Below are 18914 nucleotides of genomic sequence, written 5' to 3'. Positions count from 1 at the left end.
CTAGCTCAAATCCGGCGTACGGTCAAACAAACGCCGGTATTCCTTCAGCGCGTAGGTGTCGGTCATCCCCGCCAGAAAGTCGGCCACGCTGCGCGCCTTGATGCGATCCTCGGCCCGGTCGAGCCCCTCGCGCCAGCCGTCCGGCATGGCGCGCGGGTCGGCGAAATAGACATCGAACAGGTCCCTGACGATCCGCTCGGCATCGGCGCGCACGCGCATGACTTCCTTGTGGCGGTAGAGGTGCTTGTAGAGAAAGGCCTTCAGCTCTTTCTCGGCGACGGCCATTTCGGCGGAAAAGGTCACCATCGTCTCGCCCGCCGCCCTCACCGCATCGGCGCTCCGCGGCCCGGTGCGTTCCAGATTGGCGGTGGTCGACCTGATCACGTCCTCGACCATGGCAGTGATCTGGCGCCGCATCAGCTCGTGACCGGTGCGCACCTCGTCGAGATTGGGATAGCGTGCGCGCACCCCCTCCAGGATCGTCCCCGGCAGCGAGACGGCCTTCAGCATGTCCAGCGTCAGCAGCCCCGCCCTCAAACCGTCGTCGATGTCGTGGGTGTTGTAGGCGATATCGTCGGCGATGGCAGCACACTGCGCCTCGATGCCGGCGAACCGGTCGAGTTCGAGGTCGTGCAGTTCCGAATAGTCGCGGATCGCCTGTGGCACCGGACCCTTCAGGCCCTTGCCGTCTGCATCGGTCAGCGGACCATTGTGCTTGACCAGGCCTTCCAACGTTTCCCAGGTCAGGTTCAGTCCGTCAAACTCCGCATAGCGCGCTTCCAGCCTTGTCACGATGCGCAGCGATTGCGCGTTGTGGTCGAAGCCGCCCCAATCAGCCATCTTCTCGTTGAGGGCGTCCTCGCCGGTGTGGCCGAAGGGCGTGTGGCCGAAATCATGGACCAGCGCCACCGCTTCAGCCAGATCCTCGTCGCCGCGCAGCGCCCGAGCCAGGGCGCGTGCGATCTGCGCCACCTCGATCGAATGGGTCAGCCGGGTGCGATAATGATCGCCTTCATGGGCGATGAAGACCTGCGTCTTGTGCTTCAGCCGCCGGAACGCGGTGGAATGGATGATGCGGTCGCGGTCGCGCTGGAACGGTGTGCGGGTCGGGCTTTCGACCTCTTCGAACAGACGCCCGCGCGAGCGCGCCGGATCGCTGGCGTAGGCCGCGCGGGGCCTATACCCGAATCCGATGTCGCCCAACTCGTTGGTCATGGTCGATGCCGCCTGACTTTGGCCGGTTGACTTGGCCCTTCGCGCTTCATACCTATCATGTGAAACTGAAAGCAAGGTGACGCCCATGGGCGCGGATGCCAAGACTGCCATGAAAGTCGAGATGACCGATGCCGCCGCCAGGCGGATCGCCAAGATTGTGTCGGGCGAGGCCGGCAAGACGGCGTTGCGCGTTTCCGTCGAAGGCGGCGGCTGCTCCGGCTTTTCCTACAAGTTCGATCTGGTCGATGCGCGCAACGACGACGATGTCGCCATCGAGAAGGACGGCGCCACGGTTCTGATCGATGATCTGTCGCTGGTCTATATGGGCGGGTCGGTGATCGATTTCGTCGACGACCTGATGGGCCAGTCGTTCCAGATCCGCAACCCGAATGCGGTCGCCTCCTGCGGCTGCGGCACAAGCTTCTCCATTTAGGAACAACATGCCTGCCATTGGCGCGGTCCGTCAGGTCGCACTCTCGGCCGGGCGAGACCTCGACGCGACCCTGGCCTTCTGGCGCGACGTGCTTGGGATGAGCGTGCATGCGCGTTACGATCCGCCGGGCATCGCCTTCATCATGGCCGGGAGCGTGCGGCTGCTGTTCACCGACGGCATTCCGGCCGGAACCGTCTATCTCGACATATCAGGTCTCGAGGATTTCCACGCCGGCGCGAAAGCTGCGGGCGTTCCCTTCACCGCGCCTCCGACGCTTGTTCATCGCGACACCGAGGGCCAGTTCGGCCGGGCGGGGGAAAGCGAGTGGATGGCCTTTCTAAAGGATCCCGCAGGCAATACGATCGGTCTCGTCGAACGTCTTGCCCCGGAAGAACATTGAGGCCGCCATGAAGATCGTCACCTGGAACATCAACGGCATTCGCGCCCGCATCGGCAACCTCACCCATTGGCTGACCGAAAGCGCCCCCGACATCGTCTGCCTGCAGGAGATCAAGACGGTCGACGAGCAGTTCCCGCGCGCCGAGATCGAGGCGCTTGGCTACAATGTGGAAACCCACGGCCAGAAGGGGTTCAACGGCGTCGCCCTGCTGTCGAAACTGCGCTTCGACGAGGTTATCAGAGGCTTGCCCGGCGATGACGCCGACGAGCATGCGCGCTTCATCGAAGGCGTGTTCTCGACCGACAAGGGCGCGCTGCGTGTCGCCTCGCTCTATCTGCCGAACGGCAATCCGATCGATGACGAGAGGAAATTCTCCTATAAGCTGTCCTGGATGGCGCGGCTGGAGCGCTGGGCCGAGGAGCGCCTGAGGCTGGAGGAAGCCCTGGTGCTGGCCGGTGACTACAATGTCATTCCCGAACCTGTCGACGCGAAATTCCCGGAGAACTGGCTGAATGACGCGCTGTTCCAGCCGCAGACGCGGCAGGCGTTCCGCAGGCTGAAGAATCTCGGCTTCACCGAAGCGGTGCGTTCGGTCACCGATGCGGGTGACACCTTCACCTTCTGGGACTACCAGGCCGGCGCCTGGCAGAAGAACAACGGCATCCGCATCGACCACCTGCTGCTGTCGCCCGAGGCCGCCAACCGGTTTTCATCGGCCTCGATCGAAAAGCATGTGCGCGCCTGGGAAAAACCGTCCGACCACGTGCCGGTGGCCATCGATCTTGATTTGCTGCCGGCCTGACGGAGACCCCGAGCCCGCGCTGGACCTCCTATCGCCACAATCAGGCGCATGATGGAAGATCATCATGGCGGCTGGGGTTCCCATGACCATACGACTTGTCCTTTGTCCGATCGGCCTGGCATTCGCCGTGGCCGCTCCCGCGGCGGCTTTCGCCGCTGAGGAATGTCTCGCCAATGGAAAATCCTACCCGGTCGGCCAGGTCGCCTGCCTGACGGTCGCCGACAAGAGCCATCTCGCCCGCTGCGAAATGGTGCTCAACAACACCTCATGGACGAAGGTCGGGGACAGCTGCCCGCAAGACATGTTGGCACCCCACCCGCCGATGACGCCGATCTCGGCGCCCGCTCCCAGCATGGTGCCGACGGAGCCGACCGAGAATTGAGCCAATCTCCCCCTTGTGGAGGAGATTGGCTGTCGCGATCGTTTGCCAATCTCCAATGTCGCGCGGGCAGCCAAGCTGCCAATTCCCCGTCCAAACACCCCTGGGGAGATCAGCAGTCGGACCGCCTACTGGTCCGCGTTGGTACCCTTGGTCAGGATGTCGTCAGCGAGCGAGATCGCGGTGCGGCGGTCGGCTTCGCCGGCGGCGGCAAAGGCCTCTTCCTGCATGCCGCGGATCCAGGGCTGGTCGGCGGGCGCCGCACGTTCGAGTGCTGCCGTCATCATCGCCAGGCCGCGCACGATCTTGCCGCTCTGGAACAGGAGATGGCCGAGCGTCGCCTGCGCGCCGGCATGGCCTTTTTCGGCGGCGAGCTGGAACCAGCGTCCGGCCTGCTTGACGCTGGCCTTCACGCCGCCCTCGCCCTTCAGGAACATCTGCCCCATCTCGAACTGGGCATTCGGATTGCGGTAGTTGGCGGCGGCGCGCATGTAATATTCCTGGGCCGCCACTTCGTTCTCGGTCACCGGGCTGCCGGGAATGCCCTTGCGCAGGTAGTCGCCCAGCGCCACCAGCGCGTCGGAAACGTAGCTTTCTTCCGGTGAGCCGGGCTCGACGTCCTGATCGACGATCTCCGAGAAGAACTTGAACGCCTCGTAATCGTCGCGCGCCACGCCGTCGCCCTCGGCATACATGCGGGCAAGCTTCCAGGTGGCGCCGATCTGGCCGTTTTCGGCGGCGTATTTATAGGCCTCGGCGGCCTGTTCCTTGTGGCCGTTCTTGTAGGCGGAGAAACCGAACTGGAACACCGCCCAGGGGCTCGACTGCGGCTTCACGCCGGTCTTGTCGTCGAACACCTTGTCGTCGAAGGCCATGGCCTGGCCGACGGCGCCAAAGATCGCCAACGCGACCAGTGCCGGAAGGACAGACGACCTCAACAACTCTGGCGTTGACTTCAACAACTCAGATGTCCGCATAGCAGTGTGTTTCTTTCGCACCGCCCGGATGGGTGACCGCGCCGTCGCGGGCGGAACCTACCGTCTGTGCGTATTTCCATATCGCGCCCGACTGATAGTCGGTCGTGCGCGCCTTCCAACTCTTTGCCCTCGCAGCCAGTTCCCTATCGGACAACGCCACATCGATCGTGCCGTTCACGGCATCTATAGAGATCACATCGCCGTCCCTGATGAGGCCGATCGGACCGCCAACGGCTGCCTCCGGCCCGACATGGCCGATGCAGAAGCCGCGCGTCGCGCCCGAGAAACGGCCGTCTGTGATCAGCGCCACCTTGCCACCCATGCCCTGGCCGTAGAGTGCCGCCGTCGTCGACAGCATCTCGCGCATGCCAGGTCCGCCGCGCGGCCCTTCGTAGCGGATGACGAGAACTTCGCCTTCCCGGTAGTTGCGATGCGTCACCGCTTCGAAACATTCCTCTTCCGAATCGAAACAGCGCGCCGGGCCGGAGAATTTCAACTCCGTCATGCCCGCGACCTTCACGATCGCGCCTTCGGGGGCAAGGTTTCCCTTCAAGCCCACGACACCGCCGGTTTGGGTAATAGGTCTGTCGGCCGGGCGGACCACATCCTGGTGTTCATTCCAGGCAACATGCTCCATATTTTCGGCCAAAGTGCGGCCAGTGACCGTCAGGCAGTCGCCATGCAGGTAGCCGTGGTCGAGCAGCGTCTTCATCAACAGCGGGATGCCGCCGGCCTCGAACATGTCCTTGGCGACATATTTGCCGCCGGGCTTGAGGTCCGCGATGTATGGCGTCTTCTCGAAAATCCGGGCGACGTCGAACAGGTCGAACTTGATGCCGGCCTCATGCGCTATGGCCGGCAAATGCAGCGCCGCATTGGTCGAGCCGCCAGTGGCCGAAACCACCGTTGCCGCGTTCTCCAGTGCTTTCAGCGTGACGATGTCGCGCGGCCGGATATTCCTGGCGATCAGTTCCATGATCTTTTCGCCGGAGGCGAAGTTGAAACGATCGCGCATTTCATAAGGCGCCGGCGCGCCGCAGGAATAGGGCAGTGCCAGGCCGATCGCCTCGGCCACGGTCGCCATCGTGTTGGCGGTGAACTGGGCGCCGCAGGAGCCGGCCGACGGACAGGCGGCCTGCTCGATTTCAAGCAGTTCGGCATCGCCGATCGTGCCGACCGAGTGCTGGCCCACCGCCTCGAACACATCCTGCACGGTGATCTGGCGGCCGCGATAGCTGCCGGGCAGGATCGAGCCGCCATAGATGAAGATCGACGGCACGTTGAGCCGCACCATGGCCATCATCATGCCGGGCAGCGACTTGTCGCAGCCGGCGAGCCCGACCAGCGCGTCGTAGCAATGGCCGCGCATGGTGAGCTCGACCGAATCGGCGATGACTTCGCGCGACACCAGCGAAGACTTCATGCCCTGGTGGCCCATGGCGATGCCGTCGGTGACGGTGATGGTGCAGAATTCACGCGGCGTGCCGCTGGCGGCCGCGACGCCCTTCTTGACTACTTGCGCCTGGCGCATCAGCGAAATGTTGCAGGGCGCCGCTTCATTCCAGCAGGAGGCGACGCCGACCAGCGGCTGTGCGATCTCGGCCGCCGACAGGCCCATGGCATAGAGATAGGAACGATGCGGCGCACGCGCCGGACCGACGGTCACATAGCGGCTGGGGAGCTTGGCCTTGGAGATGACTTTGGCGTCCATACTCTTCCTTGCCCCACATCTTCCTCGCAAGGGGCGGTGCGGCCTGCCTCATCGCCGAGCCTTTTGGCGCGTATCCCGAGACAAGATCGAGGTGCGCCGGGTTTATGGCGGGAAATGGGCAATTTCCTCGGCCTGACTTCTAGCGCAGGGGTTGTTCAGAAAGTGTTGCCAAAACATCACAACGACACGAGGCGGAGCCGGCGCGGTTTATCTGCAACGCAGCCCTGGGGCCGACAGGCTCGGCCATAGCCCGCAACGAAAAAGGCCGGGCATTGCCCGGCCTTTCATTCGATTTTACAGAGACTTAGAACTTGATCTTCACACCACCAGAGATCGCCGTGATCAGATCATTCCCGAAATCGTAGCTGGCATCCTCGCCTGCAACATAGCCGTTCTCACCAGCCAATGTCCCCGAATGGCCGCTGGTCAAAACGCCGACCGCTCCAGCGAGCCGCACTTCGATGTTGGGCTGCGGCGTATAGGCGACGCCGCCGCCCAGGGTCCACGTATCGGTCTGCGCACCATAGCCATGCGAGGTGCCACGATCCCAAGTCAATTGACCGGCGGCACTCCATTGATCATTGAACTTGTGGCCGATACCACCTGAAACGGTCCAGCCGTCACGATACATCAGGTCGAGCGACGTCACTTGACCCGGACCGTTCGTGAAGCAAGCCGCCCCAGGCGCAATTGTTGGGCAGATCGGAACGCTTTGCAGCACGCTCCAGTTGACCCACTTGATTGAACCGAAGGCGAGCCAGCCAGGTGCAATACCGGACTGCAGTTTCAGTTCCAGCGAATCCGGCATCGACTCCTCTGCGCCATAGATCGGCCGAGAACCTCCAAGAATAGCTGGTAAGGTGAGTGTGCCCGAAATGTTGTCGAGCTTGACCTTCGAATTGTAGACCAAGCTGGCGCGGAGCGCGATGTCAGGGATTTCGTAGGCAACGCCGGCGCGCCAGCCCCAACCGCTAGCCTCCAGATCGACACGACCCGTCAATACGGGAGCAAGATTGACCAAGCTTTCCTTGAAGCCCGAGATATCCTGGTAAAACAACCCGCCGATAAAGCGGAGCTGGCCCTTGCCTGCATCAAACTTGTAGGAACAGGTGCCGGCGTAGTTGTTGCTCTTGATATCGGTCTCGATGTTAGAGAGCGCGCCGTTCCACATACCAGGCGCTGTATGCGCACCCCAAGGCTGCGAATAATCGACCATGCAGTCGACGCCCTGCACAATCTGGGCCTTCATTCCTATGCGCGGTACCCAATAACCCTCGGCTCCGTCGGCCGAGGTACCCAGGCCGAGATTGGCTCCGCCGGGACCACGCGCATTCTCGTACTTGCGATCCGGCATCACGTAGGTCGCTTCCGCGTCCGTCGTGAACGGAGCCGGATCGAACAGGAGGTCGATATCGTAGCCGCCGCGCTCCAGGCCGCCGGCATGTGCCGAGCTCATTGCCGTCCCCAGCAAAGCCAGCGAAAAGCACCCTGCCCCCAGCAGTGCTTTCAGACGCAGATTGTTCATGGATGTCCTCCCCGAATAGTCAGTGCATCCAGCTAGAACCAATTCAGGTTAACGGTGCAACAACGAATTCTCGGGGCGTACATGTACATGTCCACCGGACGCATTCCGGACAAAATGCAGACCAGCGCGGCAAGGCAAAAAAAACGGTCCGCCGGGGGCGTCGCACTCAAAAAAGCGGGAGAAAATCGGCCAAAAGGGCCAAAAATAAGTAGTTTTGAGCAGTCAGACGCCCCATTGTTACATTATGGCAACAATGGGGCAAAAACTTCCGTTTACGTCAACATTAACGCTACGGAATGCCGGTTTTCGAGGCAAAAAGCCACCCCATTTTAGAGGGTCCTAAAGCCTCCCGAATCTGCCTTCAACCCGCTTCGCGAACCCTGGCCAACGCAACCGAAAGCTTGCCCTGCGCCTCGCGGTATTCGGCCAGCTTTTCACGCTCGGCTTCCACGATCTCGGCCGGTGCGCTGGCGACGAATCTTTCGTTGGACAGCTTCTTGTGCAGGCGTGCGATCTCCTCGGTCACCTTGGCCAGTTCTTTCTGCAAGCGCGCGGCCTCGGCGGCGAGATCGATCAGGCTGCCGAGCGGCAGGCAGACCGTTGCCTCGTTGAGCACGATCTGCGCCGAGCCCTTGGGTGCGGCGTCAACCTGCGAGATGTCGCCGACGCGCGCCAGCCGCTTGATCGCGGCGGCGTGGCGCTCCAGCCGTTCGCGGGTAAGCGTGTTGGCTCCGATCACCATCAGCGGTGCGATGGCTGCCGGCGGCACGTTCATTTCCGAACGCACGGAACGAATGCCGGAGACGAGATCAACCAGCCAGTTGATGTCGGCGGCCGCTTCAGCGTCCTCGAAATCCGGCGACGGCCATGCGGCGTGGCAAAGCAGCGAAGCGCGCTCCTTGCCCTCACCCGCGGTCTGCGCCCAAAGTTCCTCGGTCATGAACGGCATCATCGGATGCAGGAGCTTGTAGATCTCGTCGAGCACGAAGGCGACGCAGGCGCGGCTTTCGGCCTTGGCCGCCTCGTCCGTGCCCATGAACACCGGCTTCAGCAGCTCCAGATACCAGTCGCAGAACAGGTTCCAGACGAAGCGGTAGGCCGCCCCCGCCGCCTCGTTGAAGCGGTATGAGGTGATGCCTTCCGTGACCTCTCGCGCGGCGCGTGTCAGCTCGGTCAGGATCCAGCGGTTGACCGCCAGCTTGGCGTCGTTCAGCCAGAAATCGTCGTTGCGCGCGACTTCGTTCATTTCGGCGAAGCGCGTCGCGTTCCACAGCTTGGTGCCGAAATTGCGGTAGCCGGCGATGCGGGCGGGATCGAGCTTCACATCACGACCCTGCGCCGCCATCACCGTCAGCGTGAAGCGCAGCGCGTCGGCGCCATATTCGTCGATGAGGTCGAGCGGGTCGACGACGTTGCCTTTCGACTTCGACATCTTCTGCCCGTTCTTGTCGCGCACCAGCGCGTGCATGTAGACGGTGTGGAACGGCTCCTCGTCCATGAAGTGCAGGCCCATCATCATCATGCGGGCGACCCAGAAGAAGATCAGGTCGAAGCCGGTCACCAGCACGTCGGTCTGGTAGTAGGTCTTCAGTTCCGGCGTCTCATCCGGCCAGCCCAGCGTCGAGAACGGCCACAGCGCCGACGAAAACCAGGTGTCGAGCACGTCCTCGTCGCGGCTCAGGATCTCGCCCGGCTGGAAATTCTCGAGCTTGTCCTCGACCCAGGCCTTCCAGGGTCCTTCGAGCGCCAGATAATATTCTATCGCGGCACTCAGCGCTTCTTCCTCGGTCTTCTCGACGAAGACGCGGCCGTCCGGCCCATACCATGCCGGAATCTGGTGACCCCACCAAAGCTGGCGCGAGATGCACCAGGGTTCAATGTTTTCCATCCACTGGAAGTAAGTCTTTTCCCAATTCGCGGGTATGATCTTGGTGCGCCCCTCTCGCACCGAGGCGATGGCCGGCTTGGCGAGTTCCGCCGCGTTAGCATACCACTGCTCGGTCAGGAACGGCTCGATCGGCACGCCGCCGCGATCGCCATGCGGCACGGCGTGGCGATGCGGTTCCACCTTGTCGAGGAAGCCGCCTTCTTCCATCAGTTCGACGATCTTCTTGCGCGCGACAAAGCGGTCGAGGCCGTTGAGTTCGTCCCAGACCGCCTGGCGCTCCGGCGTCACCTCGAGGCCGGCGAGGAAATCCTCATTGTCCCTGAGGTTTAGCGCCGCCTCGACGGTGAGGATATTGATCGCCGGCAGCTTGTGGCGCTTGCCGACCTCGAAGTCGTTGAAGTCGTGCGCCGGCGTGATCTTGACCGCGCCAGAGCCCTTCTCCGGATCGGAATACTCATCCGCCACCACGGGAATCTTGCGGCCGACGATCGGCAGGACGACATTCTTGCCGACAAGGTGCCGGAAACGCTCGTCCTCCGGATGCACGGCGACGGCCGTGTCGCCCAGCATCGTTTCCGGACGCGTGGTCGCAACCGTGATGAAGGTCTTCGGGTTTTCCGGATCGAAGGCCACGCCTTCAACGGGGTAGCGGAAGTGCCAGAGATTGCCGTTGACCTCCTGCTGCTCGACCTCGAGATCGGAAATCGCCGTGAGCAGCTTGGGATCCCAGTTCACAAGGCGCTTGTCCTTGTAGATCAGGCCTTCCTTGTAGAGCGTGACGAACACTTCGAGCACAGCCTTGGACAGGCCCTCATCCATGGTGAAGCGTTCGCGCGACCAGTCGGCCGAGGCGCCGAGCCGCTTCAGCTGGTTGAGGATCGCGCCCCCGGATTCGGCTTTCCACTCCCACACTTTCTCGATGAACTGTTCACGGGTGAGGTCGCGGCGATGGATCTGCTTTTCCATCAACTGCCGCTCGACCACCATCTGCGTGGCGATGCCGGCATGGTCCATGCCCGGCTGCCACAGCACATTTTTGCCGCGCATGCGCTCGAAGCGCACGAGAATGTCCTGCAACGTGTTGTTAAGCGCGTGCCCCATATGCAGCGAGCCGGTGACGTTGGGCGGCGGGATGACGATGGTGAAGGCCTCAGCCCCCTCCTCGGCGCCGGCGCCGGCGCGAAACGCGTCGGCCTCTTCCCACACCTTGGCAATCTTCGGTTCGACGGTTTTGGCGTCGTAGGTCTTTTCGAGCATGGGAAAATGGTCCGCGCTGTCGGATTTTTGCTGGTCCGGTGTAAATCGGAAGGCTTTGATCGAGTCAACCGTGGGGCCGCCTCGGCAACCGGCACAACAGAAAGAGGATCACCGTTCAGATAGTGTCTGTCCGGTATGCGACAATCCCTGGTGGCGTCGGCACTGTCACCGGCTCCAGCCGGAGAGGCATTGCACGCCGACGCCGCCCAATCCCAATCAGCTCGGGTCGTGCGAAACGGGGAATAGCGCGACGTCTCAGGGCGCGCTGGAGTCCTCCGGCTTTTCTTTCATAGCGTCGGCGAACTTGCGCATAAGCCGCACGAGTTCGGCGATGTCGTGTGCGTCCCAGCTTTCGAAAATGGCGCGAGCGTTTCTCTCTCGTGCAGCGTCGATCTTGTCGGTCATCGCCTTGCCCTTTGGCGTGACGACGGCCTCGTTCACGCGGCGGTCTGTCTCGCTCTGCCGGCGCACGGCCAGGCCAAGGCTTTCGAGCTTCGCCACCTGACGGCTGACAGTGGTGTAATCGCGGCCAGCCCGGTCGGCGAGGTCCACTATCCCGATCGGCCCAAGCCGCTCTATCCCGACCAGCAGAGGAAACAGTGCGCGGTCGAGCGCAATTCCGGCCTCCTTTACCATCTGCTCATCGCGCTGAGGCCGGTTCATAAGGCTGGCAATCTCGATCAGCGCTCCGTGGAGCTCGCGAATCTGATGACTTCCAATATGTGTATTTTTCACATTTTTCATTGACGGCACTCCGACTCTCCATTATGTGCATTTTACACACAAGGAGATCGACATGACAAACGGTTTTGCGGCAGATGTGCTCATCTGCGGCGCGGGAGCGGCTGGCCTGACGCTGGGGATCGAGCTTGCACGGCGCGGTATATCTTTCCAGCTCATTGAGAAGATGAGCGAACCTTTCCGTGGCTCGCGCGGCAAGGGCATCCAGCCGAGGACACAGGAGATTTTCGAAGACCTCGGCATTCTCGACAGGGTCGTTGCCGCAGGCGGCGTCTATCCGCCGATGCGCGTGTATGGCGATGACGGCAGCTATATCGAAAAGGACACCGGCGAGCGCCCCGATCCGACGCCGGCAGAGCCTTACGCTATCGCGCTGATGATTCCGCAATTCCTCACCGAGCGGATCATGCGAGAGCGGCTGGCAGAACTAGGCCATAGGGTCGAGTACGGATGTGAGTTGGTTGGGTTCGAGCAAGGCGAAAACGGTGTCATGGCACGTCTTGCGGGGCCGAATGGCGAGCAAACCGTTCGCGCACGCTATCTTGTCGGAGCGGACGGCGGGCGCAGCTTCGTGCGCGGCGCGCTCGGCTTGAATTTCCCCGGCAAGACGCTTGGCGTGCGTGCGGTCGTAGCGGATGTGCTGTTGACCGGGCTGGACCGCGATGCGTGGCACCAGTTCAACGACGGTGACATGGAGCGAATGGTCGCGATTTGCCCGCTCGCCGGAACCGATCTCTTCCAGATTCAGGCACCCATTCCGCTGGACGGCGAAGTGGACCTCTCGGCAGAACAACTGGGGCGCTTGATTAGTGAGCGGACAGGCCGCGCCGACGTGCAGGTGGATTCGGTCGCCTGGGCATCGGCCTACCTGATGAACGCCCGGCTTGCCGATCGCTACCGGGTCGATCGGGTATTCCTCGTCGGGGATGCGGCTCATATCCATCCGCCAACCGGCGGCCAAGGCCTGAACACCAGCGTGCAGGATGCCTATAACCTGGGCTGGAAACTCGCCGCCGTGCTCGGCGGCGCGGATGATTGCCTGCTCGACACCTATGAGCAGGAACGGCGTCCGGTCGCGGAATCGGTTCTCGGCCTTTCGACGCGGCTGCTCGACGCCCAGAAACAGGGTGGAATGCACCGCGGCCGCGAGGTGCGCCAGCTCGATATCGGCTATCCGGACTCGTCGCTCTCCAGGGAACTGGCCGAACGCAGCAGCGGCCCGCGTGCGGGGGACCGCGCGCCGGATGCCCAAATCAGGGGCGCGGCGGGCCAACCATGGCGACTGTTCCAACTGCTCAAAGGGCCGCATTGGACGCTGCTTGTTCATCGAGCCGGGAGAGAGACGGTTGCGCCACGCCAGGGGCTGCATGTCCACTACATCGGCCCGCAAGGCGATGTCATCGATGCCTGGGGACACCTTCGCGATGCTTATGCACTGGCACCGGGCGACTGTGTGCTGATCCGGCCGGACGGGTATGTCGGTGCGATCGCGATTCTTGGCGCGGACCGGACCGCGGAGCTCGAAATCTATTTGGCCCGCATGGGCCTAGTCCAACCCGAAGAAGAACCGAAATGAGCGTCGAGATGTCTTCGAAGAACGAAGTTGGCGCGCCGGACAGGCTCGACTGGCGGTTGATGCTGCCTTTATTCGCTGTCGTCACCCTCTATGCCGCCGGGATCGGTGCGGTTCTACCCGTCCTGCCTTTCTATTTGCGTGAGATGGGGGCGAGCCCTTTCGTCTTTGGCCTCGTCCTTTCCACCGAGGCGCTGAGCCAGTCCGCTGCATCGCCTTTGCTCGGCCAGCTTTCCGACCGTTTCGGACGCAAGCGGGTTCTTCTGGCTAGCCAGATGGTGGCAGTCGTCAGCCTGCTGCTGCTCGCCCAGGCGCAGAGCATCCTGGCCGTCCTGCTTGCTCGCTTCCTGTTCGGTTTCACCGCCGGCAACTTCTCGGCTGCGGCGGCCTATGCAGCAGACAATAGTTCGGCGATGACCCGACGCCAGGCGATCGGCGTCGTAAACGCCGGTCTCGGTCTCGGAGGAACCATCGGTGCAGGTTTTTCAAGCATTCTGTCGGAGATATCGCTGACCACCCCGATCTATATGGCACTGGCCTTGTCGGCTTCCGGTGTTGTCGTGACGACCTTCGGCCTGAACGGCGGCAAGGTGATGGGACAGGGCGCGGACGGGGCCGATCGGGAGAAAGTCTCATTGCGGGCGGTAACCAGTTCTCCGGTGATCCGGGTGCTCATGGTGGTGATGTTATGCCATTTCCTCGCCTATGGAATGTACACCTCGCAGCTTCCGATCTTTCTTGCCGACAGGTTCGTCTGGAACGGCCACGCTCTCGGACCAAGCGAGTTCAGCTACATCATCGCGGCAGACGGTGTGATCAACATTCTCGTTCAGCTTTTCCTGCTCAGACGGCTCGGCCGGTTTTTCTCAGAGCGTCGACTGATCATCCTGATCTTCGCCCTCATTTGCACAGGTTTCGTCAGCGCCGGGATGGCGAGCACAATTCCCGTCCTCGCCTTCGCCGTGCTCTGCATCAGTACGGGCGACGCTCTTGCCAAGCCCACCTATCTCGCGGCGCTGTCAGTCCATGTCTCGTCCGAGCGACAGGGGGTCGCCATTGGAACGGGTCAAGCCCTGGTCGCGGTAACCGATATCGCTTCACCGGTTTTGGCGGGCTTTATCCTTGGATTGGGCTTATATGAAGCCTGGAGCGGCGTGGTCGTGGCAATCGCCATCGTCGGAGCTATCATTGCAGCCACCCGCCTTCCTCGCCATGCCGACCCCGAGATTGCCGTGCCTGCGCCGCCAGTGTGAATGCGCAACGGTGTCCAACTAGCTGCCTAAAGCGTCCGGAAAATCATTGTCCTCCGCGCGCTACGCGCTCGATCTCCTCGCGCACCAAACGCTCGACCAGCGTCGGCAGGTTGTTGTCCAGCCAGTCCTGCAGCATCGGCCGCAGCATCTCCTCGGCCATCTCGTCGAATGTCTTCTTGCTGCGGCTGGCAAAGGCGTCGGAGAGTTCGCCAAAGGCCGCGGCGACCTGCCGGCCCGTATGCTCGGAAAGGATTGCCGGACGGGCCGCAGGCGTTTCATCCGCCGCCTTGCGCGCCTCGTCGGTGCTCGCCGGGGCGGCGATCGAAGGGGCCCGCTCGAACGCCGGCTCCGGTATCGGCTCGTCTACCGGCGCTTCGGGCTGGGCAACCGGTTTGCGAATGCCCGGTATCGCCTTCGCCTGCTCGCCGACCGCCGCGATCTCGCGGCGCCAATCGGCGACGATGGCATCGCTTGCCGCGCCGGCTTCGGGCGCCGCGGGCCTGTCGGTCCTTTCGGCGGGAAGCGGCTCGGCGGCGATCCGGGCGCTCACCTCGGCAAGCGTCATCGATGCCCTTGGCGCCACGGGATCGGTTCGCTCCGGTGCTTCCATGCGCGCGACCGTCGGGTCGGCCGCCGATGTCTGTGCCTGCACCTCCGCCAACGTGACCGGCTTCCTGACCTCGGGAGCGGCATGCAATTCGGCGCGGAACGCATCGACGTCGGGAGCAGCACCCGCCGCCGGCTTCAGATCCTGCCGCAAGTCATCGGCATCGTCCGGCTGCTTGCGGCCGCTGTCGCTGTCCTCGATGATCCTCCTGATGGAAGCCAGTATCTCTTCCATGGAAGGTTCGCGCTGTGCGCTGCTTGCCGTCGCCATCGTCACATCCGCCGCCCTTGTGACCTGTTGCAGATTTCCGCTCCGGAAAAAGCCGGATTCGAATCATGGCGACAGCGTAACCGACGGATCGCCGTACGAGAATCCCCATTCTGGGGACATGTGGGATTTCAACAGATTAGCGAAATTCGTCGAAAAGCATGTGACGGCTTGCCGGCGCGGTTGCGCAAACAATGAAGCGGCCCGGCGTTTCGATCGACGCCGGGCCGCTTCTAGAGAACTACTCGAATCTGTGGAGCTTAGCGGCCGTCCGGCGTGCGCAGGCCGATCCACTTGTCCTTGACGGCGTTGTAGTGCTCTTCAGGCCTGTACTTCGTCGCCTGCAGCGCAAGGCGCTCGGCCGAGAGGCGGCCGATCGCCGACAGGATGGCATAGCTTGCCACCACCACGTCGTGCTCGGAATTTGCCTGGTTGATCTTGGCGGTGATGACGGTGGCCTGCGCGTTGAGCACGTCCAGCGTGGTGCGCTGGCCGACATTGCGTTCCTCGATGACACCGTTCAGCGCCAGTTGCGCGGCGTCGATCACCTGCCTGTTGGCGGCGACGCTCTGCTGTGCGGCGGTGTATTGCGACCATGCCGAGGCGACGGCCTGGCGCACCTGGTCGCGGCTGACGTCGACCTGGATGCGGGCCTCGCCAAGCGATTCCTTGTTCTGTCGCACGACCGCCGAGGTGCGGCCGCCCGAATAGATCGGGATCGTCAGTGTCGCACCGATGTTAGCCGAGGTCGAACCGCCGTTGCTCCCCTGGAGGTCGGGATTGCGATGCAGATAATCCTCCGAAATGCCGGCCGACGCGGAAAGCTGCGGCAGCAATGCGCCCTCGGACGATTTGACCGAAAACGCGGCCGCATCGACCAGATGCTGGGTAGCAAGGATCGCCGGATGCTCGGCCGAGGCGATGGCAATCGCCGAATCGAGGCTCGGCGGCAGCAGCCTGGCCAATGGCGAGGCAGGCCTGAGCTTGCCCGGCTCGTCACCGACGATCTGGTGATAGCTCGCCGCACTTGCCAGCGCCTGCGCGCGAGCGGCGCTGAGCGACGCCACGGCGGAAGCGCGCGACGCATCGGCCTGCGCAACGTCGGTGCGCGTGCCTTCGCCGACCTCGAACCGCGAGCGCGCGGCGCGCGCCTGCTCGGTCAGGAACTGCAGATTCTGCTCCGTCAGCACCGCGATCTGCCGGTCGCGAATCACGTCCATATAGGCCGTGGCCGCGCTCAACAGCGTGTTCTCCTCGGTGTTGCGCAGGCTTTCGACGGATGCCTTGACCCGCGATTCGGCTGCCGCCACATTGTTTCTCGTCTGGAAGCCGTCGAACAGGCTCTGGTTTATGACGATGCCCACACTGGCCGACCCCGTCTTGACGTTGGCGCCGCTGGCACGGGTATTCACATAATTCGCGTCGGCCGTCCCGGTGATGGTCGGGCGCCAGCCGGACTTGGCGATGGCCACGCTCTCGTCGGTGACGCGTACGCCGGCTCGGGAGGCATTCAGCGAGGAATTGTATTGATAGGCCTTTGCAAGCGCGCCGGAGATGGTTTCGGCCGAGGCGGCCAGCGGGGAAAGCGCGGTCGCCGAAACGAGGACGGCGGTGAAAAGTGACTTGCGTAGAGACGGCACCATTAAACCCTCATTCGTTTTCCATGGGAACCACACCGCACCGGCTTCTCCTTTGAGAACCGGAGCGGCGTGTCAGAATGTTCCCTGTCGCTCGGCCCAAAGTGCCCCCATTGGGATCAGCAACGATTGTTCAAATGCAAGCGACCATGACAAAGCCTCTGCTGCAAGGCCAAATCATTCAGAATTCGAAAGCATGCTCACGTTCGAACCCGGGTAGTGGCTTAATTGCCGCATTAAATGCCCGTCTACCGGTTACAACCCCCCCTGCTTTGAAAAAAAGCCGCGCCACGCCGGAATTACCCTGGCCTTCGACCGCGACGAGACGGCCGCCTTCGGCGAGCTGGTCGAGCAGCGCCGCCGGCACTTTGCCGACGCTGCCGCCGACGAAGACGACATCGTAGGGCGCCTTGGCCGCATATCCCTGCGGCAGCGGGCCCTGGACCACGGTCACATTGCCGCAGCCCAGCGATGAGAGCACCGACTTTGCGGTTTCGGCCAGCGCCGAATCACTTTCAAGCGCCACCACGGATCCCGCCAGTCGCGACAGGATGGCCGAGGCATAGCCGGTGCCGCAGCCGACATCGAGGACCGAATCGGCCTGACTGATCTCGGCCAGTTGCATCAGCTTGGCCAGCGGCGAAGGCTCCATCAGATATCGCGCGCCGCCGGGGCCGTCCGCGATGCGGATGTCTTCGTCGATGTAGGCGAGATTGCGCTGGCGTTCGTCGACGAAAAGCTCGCGCGGCACGGAAAGCATGGCGTCGAGCAGCGGTGTGCTGGTCACGTCGGTGGTGCGGATCTGACCATCGACCATCTTGACGCGAAGCTCGGAGAAATCAGCGCTCATGTCCCAACCAATCCGCTTGCCGCGCCACATCGCGGTTCATCTAGACGGGAACGGCGAGCCCCTGCGCTGACGCGCGGGAGCCCGGAGATTGGAGGCCTCGCCCGGAATCGAACCGGGGTGCAAGGATTTGCAGTCCTCTGCGTAACCACTCCGCCACGAGGCCTCGTTGCTCCCGGCGTTCCACCCGGTTCCAATAGGTTGCGGCGAAAAAGCCGTCAAGCGGCGACAATGCATTCGCGACGGTTTCGCCTGCGCCAGTTCCCGCACCCCGCCCTAAATGCGAGACAGGGCGGTTCGAGCTGCGTTAGCAAGCCGTTAAGCATGGCGGATGATCGAGAGAAACTCCGCGCACCGGGCTGCGTTGAAGCCGAGGAGGACTGCGCCATGCAGCTGGCCAAACCGGACGAGTCGACCAACAATGCGGACAGCTCGCCGCTGCTGGGGTGCGAGGAGCTGGTGCGCTACGCCATGGATTGCCTCAAGATAGAAGGCACCGGCCGGCTTTCGCCGCGCGACCGCGCGCGCCTTGCCTCGGCTTCCGCCGTCCTGAAGGAAATCAGCGAGGATCTGAAAGCAGGCCAGCAGGACGCCCCGGAGGAGGCGAGCACTGGAACGCAGGATAGCGCTGCGATTTGATTCGGCCCCAAAGGTCGCCGCGACGAAGCCGGGCAAGGCCCCGCGTGGCCGATCAATCCGGCCGGCGCCGCCGTTCCCACCAGACGACGAACCGGCGCCGATGGCGGCGCACCATGGCGAATTCGTAGGAGAGCACCAGAAGTCCGAGCGGCACCATCCAGAAACCGAGAACAGGCAAGAACCCCAGAATGCCGCCGATCGTCAAAAGCACGCCGATCGCAATCCTGAGGCCGCGCGAACGCGGCATGGTGAACTTGCGCCCGAAGACCGATATCTTTCGCGCCGTTGCCTGGTTTTCTTCTGCTGCCGTCATCTCGAATGGCTGGTCCGTCTGGTGGCTTGAGGGTGTCACTTGAGGAAAGCCGCGACCGCGCATTCGGTTCCGCGCCCCTCGCAAGGAGGCTAATATGAGGACGAACGCCGCCGATTGCGAGAAACGCCTGAGCGAAAAAGTCTCGGAAAAATGCGAAATGGTTCTTTGCAAAGCCGAAAAGGGTTTGCTATAGGCTGCGCCACTCGCATGAGAGCCTCTGTTCCCCGGTAGCTCAGTGGTAGAGCAACCGGCTGTTAACCGGTTGGTCGCTGGTTCGAATCCGGCCCGGGGAGCCACTTAATCCAGAAATGTCTTTAAACCCAAGCACTGCAAGGGTTTCGGCTCCCAGAGGTACACTGCGGGGTACACTGGGCTATGAAGATCCACGTGAACCACATTCAGAATGCGGCAAAGCCGGATGGCGCTACATGCGCAAAAATCCCTGAAGAA

At 62.7% G+C, this 18914-nt stretch carries 17 protein-coding genes and 2 tRNA genes; 8 read left to right on the top strand and 11 right to left on the bottom strand.

What is annotated here, in order from left to right:
- Nucleotides 1-1215: a deoxyguanosinetriphosphate triphosphohydrolase gene (locus FJ964_RS17015; protein ID WP_140551453.1), complete on the bottom strand. Its 1215-nt coding sequence runs from the start codon at nt 1213-1215 to the stop codon at nt 1-3.
- Nucleotides 1216-1300: 85 nt separating this feature from the next.
- On the opposite strand from FJ964_RS17015, the gene erpA reads away from it, so the two are divergent.
- The 4 genes from erpA (at nt 1301) to FJ964_RS16995 (ending at nt 3232) form a co-directional block, all read left to right on the top strand.
- On the top strand, nt 1301-1648 hold the full coding sequence (gene erpA / locus FJ964_RS17010) for an iron-sulfur cluster insertion protein ErpA (protein WP_140551452.1): 348 nt from the start codon (nt 1301-1303) through the stop codon (nt 1646-1648).
- 7 nt (nt 1649-1655) lie between these two features.
- The gene (locus FJ964_RS17005) at nt 1656-2048 is read left to right on the top strand and encodes a VOC family protein (protein WP_140551451.1); all 393 of its coding nucleotides are present in this window, start codon (nt 1656-1658) and stop codon (nt 2046-2048) included.
- Between the two features lie 7 nt (nt 2049-2055).
- On the top strand, nt 2056-2850 hold the full coding sequence (gene xth / locus FJ964_RS17000) for an exodeoxyribonuclease III (protein WP_140495757.1): 795 nt from the start codon (nt 2056-2058) through the stop codon (nt 2848-2850).
- 64 nt (nt 2851-2914) lie between these two features.
- On the top strand, nt 2915-3232 hold the full coding sequence (locus tag FJ964_RS16995; RefSeq protein ID WP_181172504.1) for a hypothetical protein: 318 nt from the start codon (nt 2915-2917) through the stop codon (nt 3230-3232).
- 125 nt (nt 3233-3357) lie between these two features.
- Here FJ964_RS16995 and FJ964_RS16990 read toward each other — a convergent pair whose 3' ends face one another.
- The 5 genes from FJ964_RS16990 to FJ964_RS16970 form a co-directional block, all read right to left on the bottom strand.
- Nucleotides 3358-4206, bottom strand: coding sequence for a tetratricopeptide repeat protein (locus FJ964_RS16990; protein WP_140551449.1), 849 nt, complete (start codon nt 4204-4206; stop codon nt 3358-3360).
- A complete protein-coding gene (ilvD, locus tag FJ964_RS16985; RefSeq protein WP_140551448.1) occupies nt 4193-5917 on the bottom strand; it encodes a dihydroxy-acid dehydratase in 1725 nt (574 codons plus the stop codon). The genes FJ964_RS16990 and ilvD overlap by 14 nt, the downstream gene beginning before the upstream one ends.
- A gap of 304 nt (nt 5918-6221) precedes the next feature.
- A complete protein-coding gene (locus tag FJ964_RS16980) occupies nt 6222-7442 on the bottom strand; it encodes an OmpP1/FadL family transporter (protein ID WP_140551447.1) in 1221 nt (406 codons plus the stop codon).
- Nucleotides 7443-7803: 361 nt separating this feature from the next.
- Nucleotides 7804-10587 carry a valine--tRNA ligase gene (locus tag FJ964_RS16975; RefSeq protein ID WP_140551446.1) on the bottom strand — a complete coding sequence of 928 codons (2784 nt, stop codon included), beginning with the start codon at nt 10585-10587 and terminating at the stop codon, nt 7804-7806.
- Between the two features lie 255 nt (nt 10588-10842).
- Nucleotides 10843-11340, bottom strand: a complete 498-nt coding sequence (locus tag FJ964_RS16970; RefSeq protein ID WP_140551445.1) for a MarR family winged helix-turn-helix transcriptional regulator — start codon at nt 11338-11340, stop codon at nt 10843-10845.
- Nucleotides 11341-11383: 43 nt separating this feature from the next.
- Between FJ964_RS16970 and FJ964_RS16965 the strand changes: the two genes are divergently transcribed.
- Nucleotides 11384-12904 (top strand): FAD-dependent oxidoreductase, encoded by a 1521-nt coding sequence (locus FJ964_RS16965; protein WP_140551444.1) that lies wholly within the window; start codon nt 11384-11386, stop codon nt 12902-12904.
- Entirely contained in the window at nt 12901-14154 is a 1254-nt protein-coding gene (locus FJ964_RS16960; protein WP_140551443.1) for an MFS transporter, read from the top strand. The genes FJ964_RS16965 and FJ964_RS16960 overlap by 4 nt, the downstream gene beginning before the upstream one ends.
- Nucleotides 14155-14197: 43 nt before the next feature.
- On the opposite strand, the gene FJ964_RS16955 is transcribed toward FJ964_RS16960, so the two are convergent.
- The 4 genes from FJ964_RS16955 to FJ964_RS16940 all read right to left on the bottom strand — a co-directional run bounded on the left by FJ964_RS16955 (nt 14198) and on the right by FJ964_RS16940 (nt 17678).
- Nucleotides 14198-15031, bottom strand: coding sequence for a PopZ family protein (locus FJ964_RS16955; RefSeq protein WP_140551442.1), 834 nt, complete (start codon nt 15029-15031; stop codon nt 14198-14200).
- A 257-nt stretch (nt 15032-15288) separates the two neighbouring features.
- Entirely contained in the window at nt 15289-16668 is a 1380-nt protein-coding gene (locus FJ964_RS16950; protein ID WP_140551544.1) for a TolC family outer membrane protein, read from the bottom strand.
- 178 nt (nt 16669-16846) lie between these two features.
- Nucleotides 16847-17515 (bottom strand): protein-L-isoaspartate O-methyltransferase, encoded by a 669-nt coding sequence (locus tag FJ964_RS16945; RefSeq protein WP_140495747.1) that lies wholly within the window; start codon nt 17513-17515, stop codon nt 16847-16849.
- An 89-nt stretch (nt 17516-17604) separates the two neighbouring features.
- Nucleotides 17605-17678 (bottom strand) — tRNA-Cys (locus tag FJ964_RS16940).
- 221 nt (nt 17679-17899) lie between these two features.
- Between FJ964_RS16940 and FJ964_RS16935 the strand changes: the two genes are divergently transcribed.
- A complete protein-coding gene (locus FJ964_RS16935) occupies nt 17900-18151 on the top strand; it encodes a hypothetical protein (RefSeq protein WP_140551441.1) in 252 nt (83 codons plus the stop codon).
- Nucleotides 18152-18203: 52 nt separating this feature from the next.
- Here FJ964_RS16935 and FJ964_RS16930 read toward each other — a convergent pair whose 3' ends face one another.
- Nucleotides 18204-18464 carry a hypothetical protein gene (locus FJ964_RS16930; RefSeq protein ID WP_140551440.1) on the bottom strand — a complete coding sequence of 87 codons (261 nt, stop codon included), beginning with the start codon at nt 18462-18464 and terminating at the stop codon, nt 18204-18206.
- 221 nt (nt 18465-18685) lie between these two features.
- Here FJ964_RS16930 and FJ964_RS16925 point away from each other — a divergent pair.
- A tRNA-Asn gene (locus tag FJ964_RS16925) sits at nt 18686-18760 on the top strand.
- The last annotated feature ends 154 nt before the right edge of the window (nt 18761-18914 follow it).

Source organism: Mesorhizobium sp. B2-3-2 (assembly GCF_006442295.1).
GTDB lineage: Bacteria > Pseudomonadota > Alphaproteobacteria > Rhizobiales > Rhizobiaceae > Mesorhizobium.
This window is presented reverse-complemented; position numbering and strand designations above follow the sequence as displayed.